Origin of the sequence: Streptomyces sp. NBC_00464 (assembly GCF_036013915.1) — a bacterium.
Classification (GTDB): domain Bacteria; phylum Actinomycetota; class Actinomycetes; order Streptomycetales; family Streptomycetaceae; genus Streptomyces.
This window is the reverse complement of sequence record NZ_CP107899.1, coordinates 2,826,554-2,847,615: the sequence shown is the minus strand read 5'-3', so window position 1 is coordinate 2,847,615 and position 21,062 is coordinate 2,826,554. Positions and strand designations below refer to the sequence as shown.

Genomic DNA, 21,062 nt, shown 5'->3' with positions numbered 1-21,062 from the left:
GACTACTTCCTCGTGGTCAGGCCCCCGGTTGAGATTGTCAGTCTCGGCGGGGGCCGTCTCGTTCTGTGGTTGTCGCGGCGAGCATATGTCGACCAACCCGTCTCGAATTCAGCCCAGTTGCCCAGGTTCACTCGCGCGAGTGATGCAGGTCAGGACGGGGGCGGGGTCGGGTTTTGGTTTGGTTATTTCCCTGAGTTCTTTAAAAGCCTTTAGACGTCGTGGGTGGCCGCGTCGTGGGTCACCGGGTCGTGGTCGCGTAGGTCGTGGGCATCCGCGACCCGGTGGAGTCGGTCACAGTACGAGGTCGAGTTCCGCCCACACCGTCTTACGCGGGACCGGGCCCGGAGTGATGCCCCAGCGGTCGGCGAGCGCCTCCACGATGAGCAGGCCGCGCCCGCTCTCCGCAAGGTGGTCGGGGGCCGCCACCACGGGCAGGCGATCGTCCCGGGTGTCGGTGACCTCGATCCGCAGGCGGTCGTCCGCATGGACGCTGAGGCGCAGTTGGAAGTCCCGGCCCGTTACCCGGCCGTGGACCGTGGCGTTGGTGGCGAGCTCCGCGACGATGTGCGCGGCCGCCTCGGAGGGCAGGCCCCAGAGATCGAGATGGGCTACGGCGAGAAGGCGGGCCAGTCGGGCGCCCCGGCGGGTGGGGGAGAGCAGAACGGTGAATGTGCGTTCTGTGGAGTGGAGTTGGGGGGTGGCGGTTTGTTGGTTCACATCACTCAGCGTGGCCGGGTCTGCGTACCGTGCCCAGTAATCAAGCCCTTGCGTACGGGGATTGTCCCGGGCTTGTCCAGCGCTGTCCCGGCTGTCCGGAGTGACGTGCGGGGAACAGAGGCGGTTGAGGAAGAACGGCACGCGCGTCGGAAATGGGGCACGGATGAGTGTGGACGGGGTCGGTACGGAGCAGGTCGGCGGCGGGGCGGACGAGCCCGGCTGGGACGTCGATCCCGATGACGAGTCGGGCGTTGCGGTGGTTGCGGCCGTGGGGCGCCAGATCAGGGCGTGGCGGGAGGCGGCCGGGATGCGGGCTTGTGAGTTCGGGGCCGCGATCGGGTACGGGGAGGACCTGGTCCGCAAGGTGGAGGGCGGGCGGAGGATTCCCCGGCCGGAGTTCCTTGACCGGTCGGACGAGGTGCTGGGCGCGGGCGGCAAGATCGCCGCGATGAAGCGGGATGTGGCGGCGGTTCGGTACCCGAAGAAGGTGCGGGACCTGGCGAGCGTGGAGGCCAGGGCGGTTGAGCTTGCGGCCTATGTGGCGCACGGCCTGCATGGGCTGTTGCAGACCCCTGGCCATGCGCGGGCCCTGTTCGAGGCCCGGCAGCCTCCGTACTCGCAGGACGAGGTGGAACGGATGGTGGCTGGGCGCATGGCCCGGCAAGCGATCTTCGATCGGACGCCTTCACCGGCTCTCAGTTTCGTCCAGGAGGAGTCGGTACTCAGGCGGCCCATCGGAGGAATGCTGGAGTGGCGACGGCAGCTTGAACGGCTGCTGGAGATCGGTAAGTTGCGCAATGTCATCCTCCAGGTGATGCCTACGCACAGAGAGGCGCACCCCGGGATGGACGGTGACATCGACGTGCTGAAGTTCAAGGACGGTTCGGCGGTGGGGCGTTCGCACGGGGCGTTCAACGGGCGCCGGGTGACCGACGCGAAGCAACTCCGTATCCTCGAACTGCGGTATGGCGTGATCCGGGCCGAGGCTCTCACGACCCGGGAGACTCTGACCCTCATTGAGCAAGTGTTGGGAGAGACATGATGCGCAGGACCTCCGCGCCGGGCGATTTCGAGCTGGCCTGGTTCAAGAGCAGCTACAGCAGCAACGGCAACGAAGGCGACTGCGTCGAGATCGCGACAGCCCCCGGCACAACGCACGTCCGCGACTCCAAGAGCCGGCCCGGCCCGCAGCTCACCTTCGGCGACGACGCGTGGACGGGCTTCGTCCCGTACGTTGCCGGGCGCTGATCAGCAGCATTTTCGATCAGGGCCGCAGCCGCCTCGCGTGGTGATGCGCCGCCTCCCCCAGCGCGGCCGCGACAGCGACCTCGGTGCCTGCGAGGCCGACGGAGCAGAAGACGGTGATCTGCTCCGGGCTCGTCCGGCCCGTCGCCGTACCGGACAGGATGGCGCCCAGAGCGATCATCCGGTCGACGGGGAGGATGTGCGGCTCGCTGTAGGCGGCGGCCTGGGCCGGGGAGTCGGTGAAGAGCACATCGGCCCGGTTTGCCAACGCCTCAGGCACTTCGTGGCGCGAGATCGTCTTCGGCCCGAGCGTCGTCACATGCGTCCCCGGCGCGATCCAGTCGGCGTCGAGGACGGGCACCGGGCTGTTCGTGGCGACGACCAGGACGTCGTGATCGCGTACCGCCTCCTCCGCCGTACGCACCGCCCGTACCGTGACGCCCAGTTCCTCGTCAGCCCGCCGGGCGAACGCTTCCGCGCGTTCCGGTCTGAGGGCCGCCACCGTGGCCTCCCTCACCTGTCGCACCGAGCTGATGGCCCACAGCTGTGTCCAGGCGTGCGTGCCTGCTCCCACCAGCCCGAGTCGTACCGGTCCCGGGTTTGCCGCCGCGTCCACCGCTACGGCACCGATGGCGCCGGTCCGTCGGGCGCCCAGCTCATCGCCGTGCACGACGGCCCGGAGCCGCCCGCCCTCGGTGTCCCACACGGCCACCAGCTGCTCCGCTCCGACGAGGGTGTCGTAGGCACGAAAGCCGAACAGTTTCTCCGCGCGCAGATGGCCTGCCGTGAACACCAGCTGACCGCCCCCGAGGTCGGCACGGACCCGTGGCGGCGCGTGGAGACCGCCTTCATTCGCGGCCAGGAGAGCGTTCCGTACGACGCGGACGGCCGTGGGAGCGTCGAGATGAGCACGCACGTCGTCGTCATTCAGCAGCAGCACGGACATCGCGCACACTTCCTTCGCGTGAGCAGTAGTGGGGAAGCAGCAGAGAACACCCTGCCGGATCGGCCCCGCGCGGTCATCCGTCCTCGGGCCCAGACAGGAAGTCAGCCGCTCGGCCTACGCCGGGCTGAGGAGGGCCGCGAACGCCGCGTCCCCGCTCGACCGCAGCGCGGGCAGCCCTACCGGCGCCAACGACGCGTCCCGGATCCCCCGCAGCACCCCCGCCCCGATCTCCGCCAGCCGCGCCCCGTCCGGCGGCGTCGCGCCGAGCCCGATCGCGTACCCCGTGCGGCCGTCGGCCGTGAGCGGGCGCGGCCAGACGCGGCAGTCGGCGGCGCCCGCCTCGGCGAGTGCGGCGGTCAGGGCGAGGAGCCTGCCGCGTAGCCGCCCCTCATCGGGGCCGCCCGGGGGTACCGAGGCGAGGGCCCACGACGCGTGCAGGTCGAGGAGGCGCGGCGGTGCGCACAGCAGCGAACGCGGGTCGGTGCCGTCCTCCGCCGCCTCCAGGGTCTCCCAGGCGCGGTACAGCTCGGCGGTCAGGAGATCGCGGCCGGCGGCGGAGACCTGTGTGGTGCAGGACCGCACCGGGGCTGTCGGAGTCAGCACCGTGACCGGGTCACCGCTTGCCGCCGCCACGCCCACCGCCTCGTCCCAGTCCCACACCGCCCAGGTTGCGAAGAAGTGCCGGAGCAGCGCGAGCGGAGGCAGGTCGCCCGCCTCGTGAGCGGTACGGGCGGCGAGTACGGCCCAGGCGAGGCCCGGAAGACCGCCGAAGGGCGCGGAGTCGAGGCCCCTCGCGCCCGCCCACGCCTTGACGTCCCGGGCGAGAGCGGTGAACGCGTCCCGGTACGGATCCGCCGCCGCGAGCACCGCTTCGGCGTCGCTCACCGCGCTGAGCGCGACCGCCGCCGCATGGCCCAGCTCGGTGCGGCGGGCGACCGCCTCGGCGGGGGAGAGGGTGCCGGTCGCCACGGTGACCAGGTCGACCCGGAGGCCGTCGAGCCGCCAGCGCAGGCCGGGCACCCGGGCGCCGGACACCTCGCGCAGGTCCCGTGCCTCCGGGAAGGCGGCCGTCAACCGCGAGCGCACCCCCGCCGGCTCCGGGGCGCCGGGCAGGGCCGCGACCAGGTCCAGGTCCGCGCCGGGCAGCGCGCAGCCCATGCGCCGGGAACCGACGACGTGGATCCGGGCGCCGGGAAGGGCGGCGGCGACCCGTTCGGATACACCATCGGATACCCCCTCGGCGGCCGTCGACGGAGACGGGCCGACCTCCACCCGTACCCCGTAGTGATCGGAGACGTACAGCCCCTCCGGGCCGGGCACCTCGCCGGTCAGGGTCGCTGACCTCGCGCGCAGCCTCTCCGTACGCAGCAGGACCCTGTCCAGCCGGGAGACACGGCCCGACAGGGAGGAGACCGCAGCCAGGGGGTTCACGGACGGGTCGAAGGTCGGGGTGCGGTCGGCGGGGCCGTGCACCTCGGTCCAGGCATCCGTCATCGCCAGGCGGGTCTGCGGGTGGTCGCCGCCGTCGTTGAAGTCTCCGACGAGCAGGAGCTCACCGTCGACTGCCGCCAACCCCGTTGCCAGGTCGGCCAGTTCGACATTGCGGCGGGTGGCTCCCTCGGGAGAGTGGTCGCTGCTGAGGTGGATCACGGCCACCGTGACGGGGCCCTCGGCCGTCTCGACGACGGCCGCCGCCACCGCCTTGTGCGGGCCGAGCGCGTGCAGAGCCGCCTCGCTCACGGGCAGCCGGCTGAGCAGCAGCAGTCCGCAGTCCGGTACGTCACGGCCCGCCGGGTCGGTGGCCAGGACGTATCCGTCCCGTACCCAGGCGCAGTCCAGCAGCAGTTCCAGCAGCGCGGGCTCCACCTCCTGGAGCGCGATGACGTCCGCGTCCGCCGCACGCAGGGCGTCGAGCAGGAGCGGGCGGCGCCGGGCGGTGTCGATGCGGTCGCTGTCGTAGCGGTCCCAGAGGGTGTTCCAGGTGAGCACCGTCAGCGAACCGGACGGGCCGCCCGGGGGCCGGGCGGGCGACGGCTCCCAGGTGCCGGTAGAAGGGGAGAAGGCGTGCGGGACGCGGGAGGTGAAGTAAGGGGACGGGAGGCGGCGCGGGCTCCGCACTCGGCCGGCGTCCGTCGCGTCGATGCGGTCGGTGCCTGTGGACCGGTCCCACACCACCTCGCCGTCCGCCTCGAAGAACAGCACCCGGTGCCAGGGGATGTCCCCGCCGGGCGTGAACCGCTCCAGCGGCACCCGCTTGGGGTCCCGGCCGCGCTGGGCGACGCCCAGGACGAAGCGCGCCGGGTCGAACCGGGCGTCCCAGCGGACCCGGTGGTAGATCTCCTCGCTCGTACGCATCAGGTCCGGTCCTCCACGGTTCCGCTCGTGCCGATGTACCAGGTGCGGTGGGCCTGGCCGGGATACGGGGGTACGAAGCGGCGCAGCTGGGAGGCCAGGACCGACGGGGGCACCGGGTGGCTGCGCCGGCCGTTGCGTGCGGTCAGCTCGGCCTCGCCGATCCACGCCACGGCATGGGTGACCAGGGCGTTCCTGCGCTCCGCGACCGCGTGGACCAGGGAGCGCTGGTGCGGGTTGAGCGAGGTGGCGTCCCAGACCACGGTGGCGCCGGGGACGAGGGCGGCGTCGAGGCGGTCCAGCCCCTCGCGCAGGATGTCCGCGCCGGCGCTCTGGTCGGCGCGGGATCCGCGGGACTCGCGCAGGTCGTCGAGCGAGACGTACGTGGCGATGCCCGGCAGTCCGCGGCCGAAGGTGCTCTTGCCGCTGCCGGAGGGGCCGGCCAGGTGGACCAGGCGCGGGAAGTCCCCGGACCGCCACCGCCAGGTCGCGGCGACGGCCTCCTCCGCGGTGCTGACGCGGCCGAGCGCGTACGCCTCACGGGCCTGCGCCAGGCAGCGCGCGGCGGGCTCCGGATCCAGGCCGGCGAAGGCCTCGGGCAGTCCGGACGGTTCCGCCACGTCCGCCGCGTGCAGCGCCGACCACTCCGCCTGCTCGCGCGCCTCGGGCCCGTCCGCCAGCACGGTGGCCAGCGCGTGCAGGACCGGCAGGTCGGCGGCGAGCGACATCCGTGCCAGGCCGCTGTGGCGCTCCTCGTCCGGGTAGGGGCGGTGCAGTGCGGGGTACAGGCCGACGAGGTCCGCGGTCCGGCGGGCGAGCGGCATCCCCAGCGGTCCGGCGAGCGCCGGTGCGAGTGCGGCCCGGCGGGTGCGGTGCAGCAGGGCGGCGAGCACCCCGGTCAGCCGGTCGTCGCCGGTGCGGCCCAGCGCGTCCAGCGCGTCGCCCGTCGCGAGCGCCGCGGCCGCGTCGCCCGGACCGGTGCCCGTGGCGACGGCGAGGGCGGCCGGGTCCACCGGGGCGCCCGAGCGCACGGCCCACAGGGCGGCGGCGGGACCGAGCCCGTTCTCCACCACCGCCGTGTGCATCCAGTGCGTGTCCGTCGTCACATGGCCCGGCCGCACCCACTTCGCCACGCGCCGCCCGAACGCCGCGGCCGGGAAGCTCTCGGCAGGGCGGACGACGTAGCCCTCCTGGCGCAGCGTGTCCGGCTTCAGCGCGCGCAGCGCCTTTTCGGCCCGGGTGTCGAACACGCCGCGCCACAGCACCGCCGGCGTCGGGATCCCCAGGTCCCGCAGGAAACCCACGGTCCGGTCCCAGTCCAGGCACAGCTCCCCGTCCCAGACGGAGAAGCCGTAGAAGTGGCTCGCGAGGTCCTCGTACGGGATCGAGTGGCGGGCGAACATGTTCTCCCCGCAGATCCGCCACCCCGCCGGGATGCGCGGGCCGATGCGGCTCTGGAGCGCCTTGACCCGGCCGCGGGAGGGGTGGTGTGCCGAGTCGAGGGAGCGGGCGTGCAGCCCGTCGGCGTACAACGTGGTGTTCTCGCCGTCCAGCTTCTCGGTGACCACGACCTGCGAGCCGGTCAGTCCGGCGAGGTCGCCGATCCGTACATCGTCCGAGGTGGCCCCGGGTGACCAGGGCAGATGCGCGGTCCGCGGATAGTGCGTACGCATGTTCCCTGCCCCCGTGAGTCGCCGTCCCGGCCGGTCACTGTAGGGGTGCGGGCCCGCGGCACTCGACCGAATAACGCGGCGGAGCGAACGGGGCGGCCGCCACGATTCGTGCCCGCGTTTGACCATCGATCCGCGAGGGGTAAGATCCTCCGCCCGATTGGCCAGGCTCGTGCCCCGTATGGCACACTGACCAGGTTGCTCGGTTGAGTGTCAATGCTGCGCGCCTCCCGCCGGGAGGACCGGAAGCGAGTCCCACAGTACTCGTCGGCCCTGTAAGGGCCGGACGTACGGGAATCTTTCGGGAAGCGCATGTGTGGCACCGGCCAGGCGCCCGGTGGGGTTCCACCCCCGGCAGCGCGGTCTCAGGCCCGCACCCCCTTGGTTGGGAAATCCTTCGGGATTTTTTCGTAGAGGGGATGCGACACGCCCGACCGCGTGGGTCGGAGGCGGAGTTACCAGAACCTCGGGTTCCAGAGCGTTACGAGAGACAGGACTACTAGTAGCCATGGCGGGACAGAAGATCCGCATCCGGCTCAAGGCCTACGACCACGAGGTCATCGACTCCTCGGCGAAGAAGATCGTCGAGACGGTGACCCGCACTGGTGCGTCGGTCGCGGGCCCGGTGCCGCTGCCCACTGAGAAGAACGTGTACTGCGTCATCAAGTCGCCGCACAAGTACAAGGACTCTCGCGAGCACTTCGAGATGCGCACGCACAAGCGCCTCATCGACATTCTCGACCCCACGCCGAAGACGGTTGACTCGCTGATGCGCCTCGACCTGCCGGCTGGCGTCGACATCGAGATCAAGCTCTGAGGGGACGGGCCGAGATGAGCAAGAACATCAAGGGCGTCCTGGGCGAGAAGCTCGGTATGACCCAGGTCTGGGACGAGAACAACCGGGTTGTCCCGGTTACCGTCGTCAAGGCCGGTCCGTGCGTCGTGACGCAGGTTCGTACGAACGACAGCGACGGCTACGAGTCGGTCCAGATCGCCTTCGGTGAGATTGACCCGCGCAAGGTGAACAAGCCCCTCAAGGGTCACTTCGCCAAGGCCGACGTGACTCCGCGCCGCCACCTGGTGGAGCTCCGCACCCCTGACGCCAGCGAGTACACGCTGGGCCAGGAGATCACCGCCCAGGTGTTCGAGTCCGGCGTCAAGGTTGACGTCACGGGCAAGAGCAAGGGCAAGGGCTTCGCCGGTGTCATGAAGCGTCACAACTTCAAGGGCCTCGGCGCCGGTCACGGCGTCCAGCGCAAGCACCGTTCCCCCGGTTCGATCGGTGGCTGCGCCACCCCTGGGCGTGTCTTCAAGGGCATGCGCATGGCCGGTCGTATGGGTAACGAGCGCGTCACCACCCAGAACCTGACCATCCACGCGGTTGACGCGGAGAAGGGTCTGCTCCTCATCAAGGGCGCAGTCCCCGGTCCGAACGGCGGCCTCGTCCTGGTCCGTACCGCGGCCAAGGGGGCTTGAGGTAATGAGCACCATTGACATCCTTTCGCCGGCAGGCGACAAGGCCGGTACCGTCGAGCTCCCCGCGGAGATCTTCGACGCGAAGACCAGCGTTCCGCTGATCCACCAGGTCGTTGTCGCACAGCTGGCAGCTGCCCGTCAGGGCACGCACTCGACCAAGCGTCGCGGTGAAGTCCGTGGTGGTGGGCGCAAGCCTTACCGCCAGAAGGGCACCGGCCGCGCCCGCCAGGGTTCGACCCGCGCGCCGCAGTTCGTCGGCGGTGGCGTCGTTCACGGCCCCAAGCCGCGTGACTACTCGCAGCGCACCCCGAAGAAGATGAAGGCCGCCGCCCTGCGCGGTGCCCTCTCGGACCGCGCGCGTCACTCCCGCATCCACGTCGTCACCGGCGTGGTCGAGAGCGGCATCTCCACCAAGGCCGTCAAGACGCTGCTCGGCAAGATCTCGGAGCGCAACAACGTGCTCCTGGTCGTCGAGCGCAACGACGAGGCCGCGTGGCTCTCCGCGCGCAACCTGCCCCAGGTGCACATCCTGGACCCGGGCCAGCTGAACACGTACGACGTGATCGTCTCTGACGACGTGGTCTTCACCCAGGCCGCTTTCGAGTCCTTCGTGTCTGGCCCCCAGACCGCTGAGACCGAAGGGAGCGACGCCTGATGAGTGAGGCGACCGTTACCAGCAAGACCTACTCCGACCCGCGTGACGTTCTCGTCAAGCCGGTTGTTTCGGAGAAGAGCTACGCGCTGCTCGACGAGAACAAGTACACGTTCATCGTCGCGCCCGGCTCCAACAAGACCCAGATCAAGCAGGCCGTGGAAGCGGTCTTCTCGGTCAAGGTCACCGGGGTCAACACGATCAACCGTCAGGGTAAGCGCAAGCGCACCAAGACCGGTTTCGGCAAGCGCGCTGACACCAAGCGCGCCATCGTGACCCTCGCTGAGGGCGACCGTATCGACATCTTCGGCGGCCCGACCTCCTAGCGGAGGTCGAGTCGTCCGGAATCGGACGAGGACTGAGAAATGGGTATCCGCAAGTACAAGCCGACGACCCCGGGCCGTCGTGGCTCCAGCGTCGCCGACTTTGTCGAGATCACGCGGTCCACGCCGGAGAAGTCGCTGGTCCGCCCCCTGCACAGCAAGGGCGGCCGTAACAACACCGGTCGTGTGACCGTTCGCCACCAGGGTGGTGGCCACAAGCGCGCCTACCGCGTGATCGACTTCCGTCGTCACGACAAGGACGGCGTGCCGGCCAAGGTCGCGCACATCGAGTACGACCCGAACCGCACCGCGCGCATCGCGCTCCTGCACTACGCGGACGGCGAGAAGCGCTACATCATCGCGCCGCGTGGCCTGGGACAGGGCGACCGTGTCGAGAACGGCCCGGCCGCCGACATCAAGCCCGGCAACAACCTGGCGCTGCGCAACATCCCGGTCGGTACGACCATCCACGCCATCGAGCTGCGGCCCGGCGGCGGCGCGAAGTTCGCCCGTTCCGCGGGTGCCTCCGTGCAGCTGCTGGCGAAGGAGGGCACCATGGCCCACCTTCGTATGCCGTCGGGTGAGATTCGCCTGGTCGACGCCCGCTGCCGCGCCACGATCGGCGAGGTCGGCAACGCCGAGCAGTCGAACATCAACTGGGGCAAGGCCGGTCGCATGCGCTGGAAGGGCGTTCGCCCGTCCGTCCGCGGTGTTGCGATGAACCCGGTCGACCACCCGCACGGTGGTGGTGAAGGCAAGACCTCCGGTGGACGTCACCCGGTCTCGCCGTGGGGTCAGAAGGAGGGTCGTACTCGCTCGCCGAAGAAGGCATCGAGCAAGTACATCGTCCGCCGCCGCAAGACGAACAAGAAGCGCTAGGAGCGGGTTTAGATGCCGCGCAGTCTCAAGAAGGGGCCCTTCGTCGACGGCCACCTCGTCAAGAAGGTGGACGTCCAGAACGAAGCTGGCACCAAGAACGTCATCAAGACCTGGTCCCGTCGCTCGATGATCATCCCGGCCATGCTGGGTCACACCATCGCGGTGCACAACGGCAAGATTCACGTCCCGGTGTTCGTCACCGAGTCGATGGTCGGCCACAAGCTCGGCGAGTTCTCGCCGACTCGCACCTTCCGCGGCCACGTCAAGGACGACCGGAAGTCGAAGCGCCGCTAGCGCGGGGTGGAAACGACTATGACTCACACCGAAGGGACAACCATGGAAGCCAGGGCCCAGGCGCGGTACATCCGCGTCACGCCCATGAAGGCCCGCCGAGTGGTGGACCTCATCCGTGGCATGGATGCCACGGAGGCTCAGGCGGTCCTGCGTTTCGCCCCGCAGGCCGCGAGCGTGCCGGTTGGCAAGGTGCTTGACAGCGCCATTGCCAACGCTGCACACAACTACGACCACCCTGACGCCTCTTCGCTGGTCATCAGCGAGGCGTACGTGGACGAGGGCCCGACCCTGAAGCGGTTCCGTCCGCGTGCTCAGGGCCGTGCCTACCGGATCCGTAAGCGGACCAGCCACATCACCGTGGTCGTCAGCAGCAAGGAAGGAACCCGGTAATGGGCCAGAAGGTAAACCCGCACGGGTTCCGGCTCGGCATTACCACGGACTTCAAGTCCCGTTGGTACGCCGACAAGCTGTACAAGGACTACGTCAAGGAAGACGTTGCCATTCGTCGCATGATGACGAAGGGCATGGAGCGAGCCGGCATCTCGAAGGTTGAGATCGAGCGCACCCGCGACCGCGTCCGCGTTGACATCCACACCGCCCGTCCGGGCATCGTCATCGGCCGCCGCGGCGCCGAGGCCGATCGCATCCGTGGCGAGCTGGAGAAGCTGACCGGCAAGCAGGTCCAGCTGAACATCCTCGAGGTCAAGAACCCCGAGGTGGACGCTCAGCTGGTGGCCCAGGCCGTCGCCGAGCAGCTCTCCTCCCGCGTCTCCTTCCGTCGTGCCATGCGTAAGAGCATGCAGAGCACGATGAAGGCCGGCGCCAAGGGCATCAAGATCCAGTGCGGCGGTCGCCTCGGCGGCGCCGAGATGTCCCGCTCGGAGTTCTACCGCGAGGGCCGCGTGCCCCTGCACACCCTCCGTGCGAACGTCGACTACGGCTTCTTCGAGGCCAAGACGACCTTCGGCCGTATCGGCGTGAAGGTCTGGATCTACAAGGGCGACGTCAAGAACATCGCCGAGGTCCGCGCCGAGAACGCTGCTGCCCGTGCGGGCAACCGCCCGGCCCGTGGCGGCGCTGACCGTCCGGCCGGCCGCGGTGGCCGTGGTGGCGAGCGTGGCGGTCGCGGCCGCAAGCCGCAGCAGTCGGCTCCGGCCGCCGAGGCCCCCAAGGCCGACGCGACCGCCGCTGCTCCGGCGGCTGAGAGCACCGGAACGGAGGCCTGACCGAAATGCTGATCCCCCGTAGGGTCAAGCACCGCAAGCAGCACCACCCGAAGCGCAGCGGTATGTCCAAGGGTGGCACGCAGGTTGCGTTCGGCGAGTACGGCATCCAGGCGCTGACCCCGGCGTACGTGACGAACCGTCAGATCGAGTCCGCTCGTATCGCGATGACCCGTCACATCAAGCGTGGCGGCAAGGTCTGGATCAACATCTACCCGGACCGTCCCCTGACGAAGAAGCCTGCCGAGACCCGCATGGGTTCCGGTAAGGGTTCTCCCGAGTGGTGGATCGCGAACGTCAAGCCGGGTCGGGTGATGTTCGAGCTGTCCTACCCGAACGAGAAGATTGCTCGTGAGGCGCTCACCCGCGCTGCTCACAAGCTTCCGATGAAGTGCCGGATTGTTCGGCGCGAGGCAGGTGAGTCGTGATGTCGGCCGGTACCAAGACGTCCGAGCTGCGCGAGCTGGGCAACGAGGAGCTCCTCAACAAGCTCCGCGAGGCCAAGGAAGAGCTGTTCAACCTCCGCTTCCAGGCGGCGACCGGACAGCTCGAGAACCACGGCCGGCTCAAGTCCGTCCGTAAGGACATCGCCCGGATCTACACCCTGATGCGTGAGCGCGAGCTCGGCATCGAGACGGTGGAGAGCGTCTGATGAGCGAGAAGACTGTGACTGAGACGAACACTGACCGCGGTTTCCGTAAGACCCGTGAGGGTCTGGTCGTCAGCGACAAGATGGACAAGACCGTCGTCGTCGCTGTCGAGGACCGCGTCAAGCACGCGCTGTACGGCAAGGTCATCCGCCGTACGAACAAGCTCAAGGCTCACGACGAGCAGAACGCCGCCGGCGTCGGCGACCGTGTCATCCTCATGGAGACCCGGCCGCTGTCCGCCACGAAGCGTTGGCGCGTCGTCGAGATCCTCGAGAAGGCCAAGTAATTCCTGAGGGGCTTCCCCTTCAGGCAGGTTCCGCCAGGCTCGGCGGGGGTCCGTTCCGGTAACGGAGCGGCCCCCGCCGGGAACCGGCAGACGATCAGGAGATAGACGTGATCCAGCAGGAGTCGCGACTGCGCGTCGCCGACAACACGGGTGCGAAGGAAATTCTCACCATCCGTGTTCTCGGTGGCTCGGGTCGCCGCTACGCGGGCATCGGTGACGTCATCGTCGCCACCGTCAAGGACGCGATCCCCGGTGGCAACGTGAAGAAGGGTGACGTCGTCAAGGCCGTCATCGTTCGCACCGTCAAGGAGCGTCGTCGTCAGGATGGCTCGTACATCCGCTTCGACGAGAACGCCGCCGTCATTCTGAAGAACGACGGCGACCCCCGCGGCACCCGTATCTTCGGCCCGGTGGGCCGTGAGCTGCGCGAGAAGAAGTTCATGAAGATCATCTCGCTCGCGCCGGAGGTGCTGTAAGCATGAAGATCAAGAAGGGCGACCTGGTTCAGGTCATCACCGGTAAGGACAAGGGCAAGCAGGGCAAGGTCATCGTTGCCTACCCTGCTCAGGACCGCGTCCTCGTCGAGGGTGTCAACCGGGTCAAGAAGCACACGAAGGCCGGTCAGACCGCTCGCGGTTCGCAGACCGGTGGCATTGTGACGACCGAGGCGCCCGTCCACGTCAGCAACGTGCAGCTGGTTGTTGAGAAGGACGGCAACAAGGTCGTTACTCGCGTCGGCTACCGCTTTGACGACGAGGGCAACAAGATCCGCGTTGCCAAGCGCACCGGTGAGGACATCTGATGACTACCACCACTGCGCCGCGTCTCAAGACGCGCTACCGCGAGGAAATCGCCGGCAAGCTGCGTGAGGAGTTCTCCTACGAGAACGTCATGCAGATCCCCGGTCTGGTCAAGATCGTGGTCAACATGGGTGTGGGCGACGCCGCCCGCGACTCCAAGCTGATCGATGGCGCCGTGCGCGACCTCACCACGATCACCGGCCAGAAGCCGGCCGTCACCAAGGCCCGCAAGTCGATCGCGCAGTTCAAGCTGCGCGAGGGGCAGCCGATCGGCTGCCACGTCACCCTCCGTGGTGACCGCATGTGGGAGTTCCTGGACCGTACGCTGTCGCTCGCGCTTCCGCGTATCCGTGACTTCCGTGGCCTGTCGCCGAAGCAGTTCGACGGCCGTGGCAACTACACCTTCGGTCTCACGGAGCAGGTCATGTTCCACGAGATCGACCAGGACAAGATCGACCGGGTCCGGGGCATGGACATCACCGTGGTCACCACGGCGACCAATGACGACGAGGGTCGTGCCCTCCTTCGTCACCTCGGCTTCCCGTTCAAGGAGAACTGACCGTGGCGAAGAAGTCCCTGATCGCTAAGGCCGCCCGCAAGCCGAAGTTCGGCGTCCGCGGGTACACCCGCTGCCAGCGCTGCGGCCGGCCCCACTCCGTCTACCGCAAGTTCGGCCTGTGCCGCGTGTGCCTTCGTGAGATGGCTCACCGTGGCGAGCTGCCGGGCGTGACCAAGAGCTCCTGGTAATTCTCCTTCGCCCCTTGGGCGTTGGGAATACCCGGAGACTCTCGGTAAGCATCTGGTCGGCAGGAGCCCGGCCTCACATGCCGTAGGCTTGTGGGGTTGGGCGCCTGCCGCCCAAGACCGACTTACTACGCCGTAGGTCCCCGCACCGCACCCGTCCTGCCTCTGAGTAGGGAGAGGGATGGCGCATACAGGAAACCCCGGCGAGAGAGGCCGAAGGCCAACTCATGACCATGACTGATCCCATCGCAGACATGCTCACGCGTCTGCGTAACGCGAACTCGGCGTATCACGACGACGTCACGATGCCGCACAGCAAGATCAAGTCGCACATCGCGGAGATCCTCCAGCAGGAGGGCTTCATCACGGGCTGGAAGGTCGAGGACGCCGAGGTTGGCAAGAGCCTCGTCCTCGAGCTGAAGTTCGGCCCGAACCGCGAGCGCTCGATCGCCGGCATCAAGCGAATCTCGAAGCCGGGTCTGCGTGTATACGCAAAGTCCACCAATCTGCCGAAGGTTCTCGGCGGCCTGGGCGTGGCGATCATCTCCACGTCCCACGGTCTCCTGACCGGCCAGCAGGCCAGCAAGAAGGGCGTAGGTGGGGAAGTCCTCGCCTACGTCTGGTAGTCGGGAACGGAGGAATAGCTCATGTCGCGAATCGGCAAGCTCCCCATCCAGGTTCCCGCCGGTGTGGACGTCACCATCGATGGCCGTACGGTCGCAGTGAAGGGCCCCAAGGGCACCCTCTCGCACACCGTTGCGTCGCCGATCGAGGTCACCAAGGGTGAGGACGGCGTCCTGAACGTCGCCCGCCCGAACGACGAGCGTCAGAACAAGGCCCTTCACGGCCTGTCCCGCACGCTGGTGGCGAACATGATCACCGGTGTGACCCAGGGATACATCAAGGCGCTCGAGATCAGTGGTGTCGGTTACCGCGTCCAGGCGAAGGGCTCCAATCTGGAGTTCGCCCTGGGCTACAGCCACCCGATCCTGATCGAGGCCCCGGAGGGCATCACCTTCAAGGTGGAGTCCCCCACGAAGTTCACCGTCGAGGGCATCGACAAGCAGAAGGTCGGCGAGACCGCGGCCAAGATCCGCAAGCTGCGGAAGCCTGACCCGTACAAGGCCAAGGGCGTCAAGTACGCCGGCGAGGTCATCCGCCGCAAGGTCGGAAAGGCTGGTAAGTAGCGATGGCATACGGCGTAAAGATCGCCAAGGGCGACGCGTACAAGCGTGCAGCCCTCAAGCGTCGCCACATCCGCGTCCGCAAGCACATCTCCGGTTCGCCGGAGCGTCCGCGCTTGGTTGTGACGCGTTCCAACCGCCACATGGTGGCTCAGGTCATCGACGACATCGCGGGCCACACGCTCGCGTCGGCGTCGACCCTGGACGTCTCCATCCGTGGTGGCGAGGGCGACAAGAGCAGCCAGGCCAAGCAGGTCGGCGCCCTGGTCGCTGAGCGTGCCAAGGCCGCAGGCGTCGAGGCCGTCGTGTTTGACCGCGGTGGTAACCAGTACGCCGGGCGGATTGCCGCTCTGGCTGACGCCGCCCGTGAAGCCGGGCTGAAGTTCTAAGCCCCGGTTCCTACGTACAGCGGACGTAACAGAGAGAGGTAAATCCAATGGCTGGACCCCAGCGCCGCGGAAGCGGTGCCGGTGGCGGCGAGCGGCGGGACCGGAAGGGCCGTGACGGCGGCGCAGCTGCCGCCGAGAAGACCGCGTACGTCGAGCGCGTCGTCGCGATCAACCGTGTCGCCAAGGTTGTGAAGGGTGGTCGTCGCTTCAGCTTCACCGCGCTGGTCGTGGTGGGCGATGGTGACGGCACCGTCGGTGTCGGATACGGCAAGGCCAAGGAAGTTCCCGCGGCCATTGCGAAGGGCGTTGAAGAGGCCAAGAAGAGCTTCTTCAAGGTTCCGCGTATCCAGGGCACCATCCCTCACCCGATCCAGGGCGAGAAGGCTGCGGGCGTCGTTCTGCTCAAGCCTGCTTCCCCCGGTACCGGTGTGATCGCCGGTGGCCCGGTGCGCGCCGTTCTGGAGTGCGCCGGCGTTCACGACATCCTGTCGAAGTCGCTCGGGTCTTCCAACCCGATCAACATCGTGCACGCGACCGTGGCGGCCCTCCAGGGCCTGCAGCGTCCCGAGGAGATCGCGGCTCGCCGTGGTCTGCCCCTCGAGGACGTCGCCCCCGCGGCTCTCCTTCGTGCTCGTGCGGCGGGTGTGTAATGGCTCGCCTCAAGATCACGCAGACGAAGTCGTACATCGGCAGCAAGCAGAACCACCGCGACACCCTGCGTTCGCTCGGGCTCAAGCGCCTGCACGACGTGGTTGTCAAGGAGGACCGCCCCGAGTTCCGCGGAATGGTTCACACCGTCCGCCACCTCGTGACGGTTGAGGAGGTCGACTGACATGGCGGAGAACAAGCCGCTGAAGGCGCATGACCTCCGGCCTGCCCCGGGTGCCAAGACCGCCAAGACCCGTGTGGGTCGTGGTGAGGCATCCAAGGGTAAGACCGCTGGTCGTGGTACCAAGGGCACCAAGGCCCGTTACCAGGTTCCGGAGCGCTTCGAGGGTGGCCAGATGCCCCTCCACATGCGTCTCCCGAAGCTCAAGGGCTTCAAGAACCCGTTCCGCACCGAGTACCAGGTCGTGAACCTGGACAAGCTCGCGACGCTCTACCCCGAGGGTGGAGAGGTCACGGTGGCCGATCTGGTCGCCAAGGGCGCTGTGCGCAACAACCACCTCGTCAAGGTCCTCGGACAGGGCGAGATCTCCGTGGCGCTGCAGGTTTCGGTTGACGCCGTTTCCGGCTCCGCCAAGGAGAAGATTGCCGCTGCCGGCGGCACCGTCACCGAGCTCGTCTGAGACAACTCGGACCATTCGGTGGCCTGAACATCCAACCGGGGATGCCTCTCATATGGGGCATCCCCGGTTGGTCGTTCCTAGGGGGGCATGTACGCCGGTAAGGTGGCCTCCGTTGCTGTGGTAAGCCCTGGGCGCAAGCGCCTTGGGCCCTTTGGCTATTTACGTATTCATCGATCCTCAAGACCGTCACCTCTACGCATTGCGCGGGGGTCGCAGGAGGCACCGTGCTCACCGCGTTCGCCCGGGCGTTCAAGACGCCCGACCTGCGCAAGAAGCTGTTCTTCACGCTCGGCATCATCGTGCTCTACCGGCTCGGGGCACACATCCCTGTACCGGGAGTGAGCTACGAGAACGTCCAGACCTGTGTTGATCAGGCAAGTAAGGGCAACAACAGCCTCTTCGGCCTGGTGAACATGTTCAGCGGTGGTGCACTGCTGCAGATCACGATCTTCGCGCTCGGCATCATGCCGTACATCACGGCCAGCATCATTCTTCAGCTGCTGACCGTGGTGATTCCCCGACTCGAGGCGCTCAAGAAGGAGGGGCAGTCCGGCCAGGCCAAGATCACGCAGTACACGCGTTATCTGACGGTCGCACTCGCCATCCTGCAGGGCACCGGCCTGGTGGCCACCGCACGCAGCGGTGCGCTCTTCAGCGGTTGCCCGGTCGCCGACCAGATCGTCCCGAACCAGTCGATGTTCACGACGGTCGTCATGGTCATCACGATGACCGCCGGCACCGCCGCCGTCATGTGGCTCGGTGAGCTCATCACCGACCGCGGCATCGGCAACGGCATGTCGATCCTGATGTTCATCTCGATCGCCGCCAGCTTCCCCGGCGCCCTGTGGGCCATCAAGACGAGCGGCAAGCTCGCGGACGGCTGGATCGAGTTCGGCACCGTCATCCTGATCGGCTTCGTGATGGTGGCCCTCGTCGTCTTCGTCGAGCAGGCCCAGCGCCGCATCCCGGTGCAGTACGCGAAGCGCATGATCGGACGCCGGTCGTACGGTGGTACGTCCACCTACATCCCGCTGAAGGTGAACCAGGCGGGTGTGATCCCCGTCATCTTCGCTTCTTCGCTGCTCTACATCCCGGCCCTGATCGTCCAGTTCTCCAACTCCACCGCGGGCTGGGCGACCTGGATCCAGGACCACTTCGTCAAGGGCGACCACCCGTACTACATGGCGACGTACTTCCTGTTGATCGTCTTCTTCGCCTTCTTCTACGTGGCGATTTCGTTCAACCCCGAGGAAGTCGCCGACAACATGAAGAAGTATGGTGGCTTCGTCCCGGGTATCCGGGCAGGTCGACCTACTGCCGAGTACCTGAGCTACGTGCTCAACAGGATCACTTGGCCGGGCTCGCTGTACCTGGGTCTGATCGCTCTTGTGCCGACGATGGCGTTGGCAGGCTTCGGTGGCGCGAACCAGAACTTCCCGTTCGGCGGGACAAGCATCCTGATCATCGTGGGTGTGGGTCTGGAGACCGTGAAGCAGATCGAGAGTCAGCTCCAGCAGCGTAATTACGAAGGGTTCCTCCGCTGATGCGAATCGTCCTCGTCGGCCCGCCGGGTGCCGGCAAGGGAACGCAGGCTGCGTACCTTGCCAACAACCTGTCGATTCCGCACATCTCCACGGGCGACCTCTTCCGCGCCAACATCAGCCAGGGCACTGACCTTGGCAAGCAGGCCCGCGCCTACATGGACGCGGGGCAGCTGGTGCCGGACGAGGTCACGATCGGGATGGCCAAGGACCGCATGTCCCAGCCGGACGCGGTCAACGGCTTCCTGCTCGACGGCTTCCCGCGCAACGTGGGTCAGGCCGAGGCTCTCGATGTGATGCTCAAGGACGAGGGCGTAAAGCTGGACGCGGTTCTCGACCTGGAAGTCCCCGAGGACGAGGTCGTGAAGCGGATCGCGGGCCGCCGGGTCTGCCGCAACGAGAGCGCGCACGTGTTCCACGTGACGTACAACCCGCCGAAGACCGAGGGTGTCTGCGACACCTGCGGCGGCGAGCTGTACCAGCGCGACGACGACAGCGAAGAGACGGTCCGCACCCGGCTGGAGGTCTACCACACGCAGACCGAGCCGATCATCGACTACTACAGGGCGCAGAACCTGGTGGTCACCATCTCCGCGCTCGGCAAGGTCACCGACGTGACCGAGCGGGCCATGGAGGCTCTGAAGTCCGACAAGGGCTGAGAGAGCACCCCGTAGTACATGCAGTGCAGTCGGCCGCGGCGTCCTTGGGCGCCGCGGCCGACTGTTTGCGGCCGTATCGTTGACCCGTCCCCCCGTATCCAGAAAGGCGCCGCGCAATGGTGCAGATCAAGACCCCCGAGCAGATCGCGAAGATGCGTGAGGCGGGGCTGGTGGTCGCTGCCATTCACGCCGCCACCCGCGAGGCGGCGGTGCCCGGCGCCACCACGCTGGACCTGGACCAGGTCGCCCGCAAGGTGATCGCCGACCACGGCGCGAAGTCGAACTTCCTCGGGTACGGCGGATTCCCCGCGACGATCTGCACCTCGGTGAACCAGGTCGTCGTCCACGGCATCCCGGACGACAAGACCGTCCTCAAGGACGGCGACATCATCTCCATCGACTGCGGCGCGATCATCGACGGCTGGCACGGCGACGCCGCCTACACGGCCTTCGTCGGCACCGGTCACGCTCCGGAGCTCATCGAGCTCTCGCGGGTGACCGAGGAGTCGATGTGGGCCGGCATCGCCGCGATGAAGGTGAACAACCGCCTGGTCGACATCTCGAAGGCGATCGAGACCTACATCCGCCGCCAGCCCCGTCCCGCGACGGGCAAGTACGGGATCATCGAGGACTACGGCGGGCACGGCATCGGCACCGAGATGCACATGGACCCGCACGTGCTGAACTATGTCGCCCGCAAGCGCGGCAAGGGCATCAAGCTCGTCCCGGGCCTCTGCCTGGCCATCGAGCCGATGGTGTCCCTCGGTACGGCCCGCACCGAGGTGCTGGAGGACGAGTGGACCGTCATCACCACCGACGGCACCTGGTCCTCCCACTGGGAGCACAGCATCGCCCTCACGGAGCAGGGCCCGCTGGTCCTGACCGCTCCGGACTGCGGCCGCGAGAAGCTGGCGCAGTATGGCGTGGAGGCGGCACCCGACCCGCTGGGATGAGTTCCGTCCGACGGGCGGAGCCCGGCGCAGCGGGCCGAAGCCTGCGAGGCGCCCCGGCGCCGAGCTCGCGAGGTCTGCGTGGGGGAGGGGGCGGCGTGGAGGCGGCACCCGACCCGCTGGGGTGATTGACGGCCACCCGGAGGTCTAAGGATCAGCCGCGGTGGGCAAACTTGACGGATTCGTCTTTTGGAGTCCGCTGACGTAGACTGACTCGTCGGCTCTCGTGCATCCGTGTGTCCGCATACGAGTGACGGAAGTCGATCAAGGTAGCCGATTCGAAAGGCGAAGCGTGGCCAAGAAGCAAGGTGCCATCGAAATTGAGGGCACCGTGATCGAGTCTCTCCCGAACGCCATGTTCAGGGTGGAGCTCCAGAACGGTCACAAGGTCCTCGCGCACATCTCCGGCAAGATGCGGATGCACTACATCCGAATCCTCCCGGACGACCGGGTCGTGGTGGAGCTTTCCCCGTACGACCTGACGCGTGGCCGGATCGTCTACCGCTACAAGTAGATCTTGCCTACATCTCGCTTCGGCGGGGTGCCGGCACTGACCCGGAGAACCTGACATCCCATGAAGGTCAAGCCGAGCGTCAAGAAGATCTGCGACAAGTGCAAGGTGATCCGCCGTCACGGTCGGGTCATGGTCATCTGCGACAACCTGCGCCACAAGCAGCGCCAGGGCTGACGCACGACCCCCTCGCATCTCGCAGTACTTCGCGCGACGCACGTAAACGTACATACGCAGTGCCCGTCCAAGCCACGGCTGACGACACCTCCGGCGGGGGCCGGA

The 21,062-nt window shown here is 67.7% G+C and carries 32 protein-coding genes; 28 read left to right on the top strand and 4 right to left on the bottom strand.

Annotated elements, in window-relative coordinates; translation table 11 throughout:
* Positions 1-291 precede the first annotated feature (291 nt).
* Positions 292-717, bottom strand: a complete 426-nt coding sequence (locus OG912_RS12435) for an ATP-binding protein (protein ID WP_327709390.1) — start codon at positions 715-717, stop codon at positions 292-294.
* Positions 718-880: 163 nt separating this feature from the next.
* On the opposite strand from OG912_RS12435, the gene OG912_RS12430 reads away from it, so the two are divergent.
* Positions 881-1,759, top strand: a complete 879-nt coding sequence (locus tag OG912_RS12430) for a helix-turn-helix domain-containing protein (protein WP_327713404.1) — start codon at positions 881-883, stop codon at positions 1,757-1,759.
* Positions 1,756-1,965, top strand: coding sequence for a DUF397 domain-containing protein (locus OG912_RS12425; protein WP_327709389.1), 210 nt, complete (start codon positions 1,756-1,758; stop codon positions 1,963-1,965). Before OG912_RS12430 ends, OG912_RS12425 begins: the two co-directional genes overlap by 4 nt.
* A gap of 16 nt (positions 1,966-1,981) precedes the next feature.
* On the opposite strand, the gene OG912_RS12420 is transcribed toward OG912_RS12425, so the two are convergent.
* The 3 genes from OG912_RS12420 to OG912_RS12410 form a co-directional block, all read right to left on the bottom strand.
* On the bottom strand, positions 1,982-2,908 hold the full coding sequence (locus OG912_RS12420) for an ornithine cyclodeaminase family protein (protein WP_327709388.1): 927 nt from the start codon (positions 2,906-2,908) through the stop codon (positions 1,982-1,984).
* A 114-nt stretch (positions 2,909-3,022) separates the two neighbouring features.
* The gene (locus OG912_RS12415) at positions 3,023-5,263 is read right to left on the bottom strand and encodes a poly(A) polymerase (protein WP_327709387.1); all 2,241 of its coding nucleotides are present in this window, start codon (positions 5,261-5,263) and stop codon (positions 3,023-3,025) included.
* Positions 5,263-6,933 (bottom strand): RNA ligase family protein, encoded by a 1,671-nt coding sequence (locus tag OG912_RS12410; protein WP_327709386.1) that lies wholly within the window; start codon positions 6,931-6,933, stop codon positions 5,263-5,265. Before OG912_RS12410 ends, OG912_RS12415 begins: the two co-directional genes overlap by 1 nt.
* Before the next feature lie 505 nt (positions 6,934-7,438).
* Here OG912_RS12410 and rpsJ point away from each other — a divergent pair.
* The 26 genes from rpsJ (at position 7,439) to rpmJ (ending at position 20,957) form a co-directional block, all read left to right on the top strand.
* Positions 7,439-7,747, top strand: coding sequence for a 30S ribosomal protein S10 (gene rpsJ, locus OG912_RS12405; protein ID WP_003948644.1), 309 nt, complete (start codon positions 7,439-7,441; stop codon positions 7,745-7,747).
* A gap of 14 nt (positions 7,748-7,761) precedes the next feature.
* Positions 7,762-8,406 (top strand): 50S ribosomal protein L3, encoded by a 645-nt coding sequence (gene rplC / locus OG912_RS12400; protein ID WP_136328436.1) that lies wholly within the window; start codon positions 7,762-7,764, stop codon positions 8,404-8,406.
* Between the two features lie 4 nt (positions 8,407-8,410).
* Positions 8,411-9,061, top strand: a complete 651-nt coding sequence (gene rplD / locus OG912_RS12395) for a 50S ribosomal protein L4 (protein ID WP_326738104.1) — start codon at positions 8,411-8,413, stop codon at positions 9,059-9,061.
* Positions 9,061-9,384 (top strand): 50S ribosomal protein L23, encoded by a 324-nt coding sequence (gene rplW / locus OG912_RS12390; RefSeq protein ID WP_014154589.1) that lies wholly within the window; start codon positions 9,061-9,063, stop codon positions 9,382-9,384. The genes rplD and rplW overlap by 1 nt, the downstream gene beginning before the upstream one ends.
* Positions 9,385-9,423: 39 nt before the next feature.
* The gene (rplB, locus tag OG912_RS12385) at positions 9,424-10,260 is read left to right on the top strand and encodes a 50S ribosomal protein L2 (protein ID WP_024494973.1); all 837 of its coding nucleotides are present in this window, start codon (positions 9,424-9,426) and stop codon (positions 10,258-10,260) included.
* 12 nt (positions 10,261-10,272) lie between these two features.
* Positions 10,273-10,554, top strand: a complete 282-nt coding sequence (rpsS, locus tag OG912_RS12380) for a 30S ribosomal protein S19 (protein ID WP_015610726.1) — start codon at positions 10,273-10,275, stop codon at positions 10,552-10,554.
* A gap of 42 nt (positions 10,555-10,596) precedes the next feature.
* Complete coding sequence (rplV, locus tag OG912_RS12375) at positions 10,597-10,944, top strand: 50S ribosomal protein L22 (RefSeq protein WP_026290933.1); 348 nt, start codon at positions 10,597-10,599, stop codon at positions 10,942-10,944.
* On the top strand, positions 10,944-11,780 hold the full coding sequence (rpsC, locus tag OG912_RS12370) for a 30S ribosomal protein S3 (RefSeq protein ID WP_326738105.1): 837 nt from the start codon (positions 10,944-10,946) through the stop codon (positions 11,778-11,780). The genes rplV and rpsC overlap by 1 nt, the downstream gene beginning before the upstream one ends.
* A gap of 5 nt (positions 11,781-11,785) precedes the next feature.
* Positions 11,786-12,205, top strand: a complete 420-nt coding sequence (rplP, locus tag OG912_RS12365; protein ID WP_003966953.1) for a 50S ribosomal protein L16 — start codon at positions 11,786-11,788, stop codon at positions 12,203-12,205.
* Positions 12,205-12,429: a 50S ribosomal protein L29 gene (rpmC, locus tag OG912_RS12360; protein WP_024494976.1), complete on the top strand. Its 225-nt coding sequence runs from the start codon at positions 12,205-12,207 to the stop codon at positions 12,427-12,429. Before rplP ends, rpmC begins: the two co-directional genes overlap by 1 nt.
* Positions 12,429-12,713 carry a 30S ribosomal protein S17 gene (gene rpsQ, locus OG912_RS12355; RefSeq protein WP_024494977.1) on the top strand — a complete coding sequence of 95 codons (285 nt, stop codon included), beginning with the start codon at positions 12,429-12,431 and terminating at the stop codon, positions 12,711-12,713. The genes rpmC and rpsQ overlap by 1 nt, the downstream gene beginning before the upstream one ends.
* Before the next feature lie 107 nt (positions 12,714-12,820).
* On the top strand, positions 12,821-13,189 hold the full coding sequence (gene rplN / locus OG912_RS12350; protein ID WP_003966950.1) for a 50S ribosomal protein L14: 369 nt from the start codon (positions 12,821-12,823) through the stop codon (positions 13,187-13,189).
* Positions 13,190-13,191: 2 nt separating this feature from the next.
* Positions 13,192-13,515 (top strand): 50S ribosomal protein L24, encoded by a 324-nt coding sequence (gene rplX / locus OG912_RS12345; RefSeq protein WP_018550616.1) that lies wholly within the window; start codon positions 13,192-13,194, stop codon positions 13,513-13,515.
* Positions 13,515-14,072, top strand: a complete 558-nt coding sequence (gene rplE / locus OG912_RS12340) for a 50S ribosomal protein L5 (RefSeq protein WP_018550615.1) — start codon at positions 13,515-13,517, stop codon at positions 14,070-14,072. The genes rplX and rplE overlap by 1 nt, the downstream gene beginning before the upstream one ends.
* Positions 14,073-14,074: 2 nt before the next feature.
* Complete coding sequence (locus OG912_RS12335) at positions 14,075-14,260, top strand: type Z 30S ribosomal protein S14 (protein ID WP_024491590.1); 186 nt, start codon at positions 14,075-14,077, stop codon at positions 14,258-14,260.
* A gap of 224 nt (positions 14,261-14,484) precedes the next feature.
* Complete coding sequence (gene rpsH, locus OG912_RS12330; RefSeq protein ID WP_326738106.1) at positions 14,485-14,883, top strand: 30S ribosomal protein S8; 399 nt, start codon at positions 14,485-14,487, stop codon at positions 14,881-14,883.
* A gap of 21 nt (positions 14,884-14,904) precedes the next feature.
* Entirely contained in the window at positions 14,905-15,444 is a 540-nt protein-coding gene (gene rplF / locus OG912_RS12325) for a 50S ribosomal protein L6 (protein WP_326738107.1), read from the top strand.
* A 2-nt stretch (positions 15,445-15,446) separates the two neighbouring features.
* On the top strand, positions 15,447-15,830 hold the full coding sequence (rplR, locus tag OG912_RS12320; protein WP_018550612.1) for a 50S ribosomal protein L18: 384 nt from the start codon (positions 15,447-15,449) through the stop codon (positions 15,828-15,830).
* Positions 15,831-15,877: 47 nt separating this feature from the next.
* Positions 15,878-16,480, top strand: coding sequence for a 30S ribosomal protein S5 (gene rpsE / locus OG912_RS12315; RefSeq protein WP_326738108.1), 603 nt, complete (start codon positions 15,878-15,880; stop codon positions 16,478-16,480).
* Positions 16,480-16,662 carry a 50S ribosomal protein L30 gene (gene rpmD, locus OG912_RS12310; RefSeq protein WP_018550611.1) on the top strand — a complete coding sequence of 61 codons (183 nt, stop codon included), beginning with the start codon at positions 16,480-16,482 and terminating at the stop codon, positions 16,660-16,662. Before rpsE ends, rpmD begins: the two co-directional genes overlap by 1 nt.
* A 1-nt stretch (position 16,663) precedes the next feature.
* Positions 16,664-17,119, top strand: coding sequence for a 50S ribosomal protein L15 (gene rplO, locus OG912_RS12305; protein ID WP_018550610.1), 456 nt, complete (start codon positions 16,664-16,666; stop codon positions 17,117-17,119).
* A 224-nt stretch (positions 17,120-17,343) separates the two neighbouring features.
* Positions 17,344-18,663, top strand: a complete 1,320-nt coding sequence (gene secY / locus OG912_RS12300; RefSeq protein WP_326738109.1) for a preprotein translocase subunit SecY — start codon at positions 17,344-17,346, stop codon at positions 18,661-18,663.
* Positions 18,663-19,319 (top strand): adenylate kinase, encoded by a 657-nt coding sequence (locus tag OG912_RS12295; RefSeq protein WP_327709385.1) that lies wholly within the window; start codon positions 18,663-18,665, stop codon positions 19,317-19,319. The genes secY and OG912_RS12295 overlap by 1 nt, the downstream gene beginning before the upstream one ends.
* A 116-nt stretch (positions 19,320-19,435) precedes the next feature.
* Entirely contained in the window at positions 19,436-20,272 is an 837-nt protein-coding gene (map, locus tag OG912_RS12290; RefSeq protein ID WP_326738111.1) for a type I methionyl aminopeptidase, read from the top strand.
* 289 nt (positions 20,273-20,561) lie between these two features.
* Positions 20,562-20,783, top strand: coding sequence for a translation initiation factor IF-1 (gene infA, locus OG912_RS12285; protein ID WP_014047798.1), 222 nt, complete (start codon positions 20,562-20,564; stop codon positions 20,781-20,783).
* Between the two features lie 60 nt (positions 20,784-20,843).
* On the top strand, positions 20,844-20,957 hold the full coding sequence (rpmJ, locus tag OG912_RS12280) for a 50S ribosomal protein L36 (RefSeq protein ID WP_003956441.1): 114 nt from the start codon (positions 20,844-20,846) through the stop codon (positions 20,955-20,957).
* Positions 20,958-21,062 lie beyond the last annotated feature (105 nt).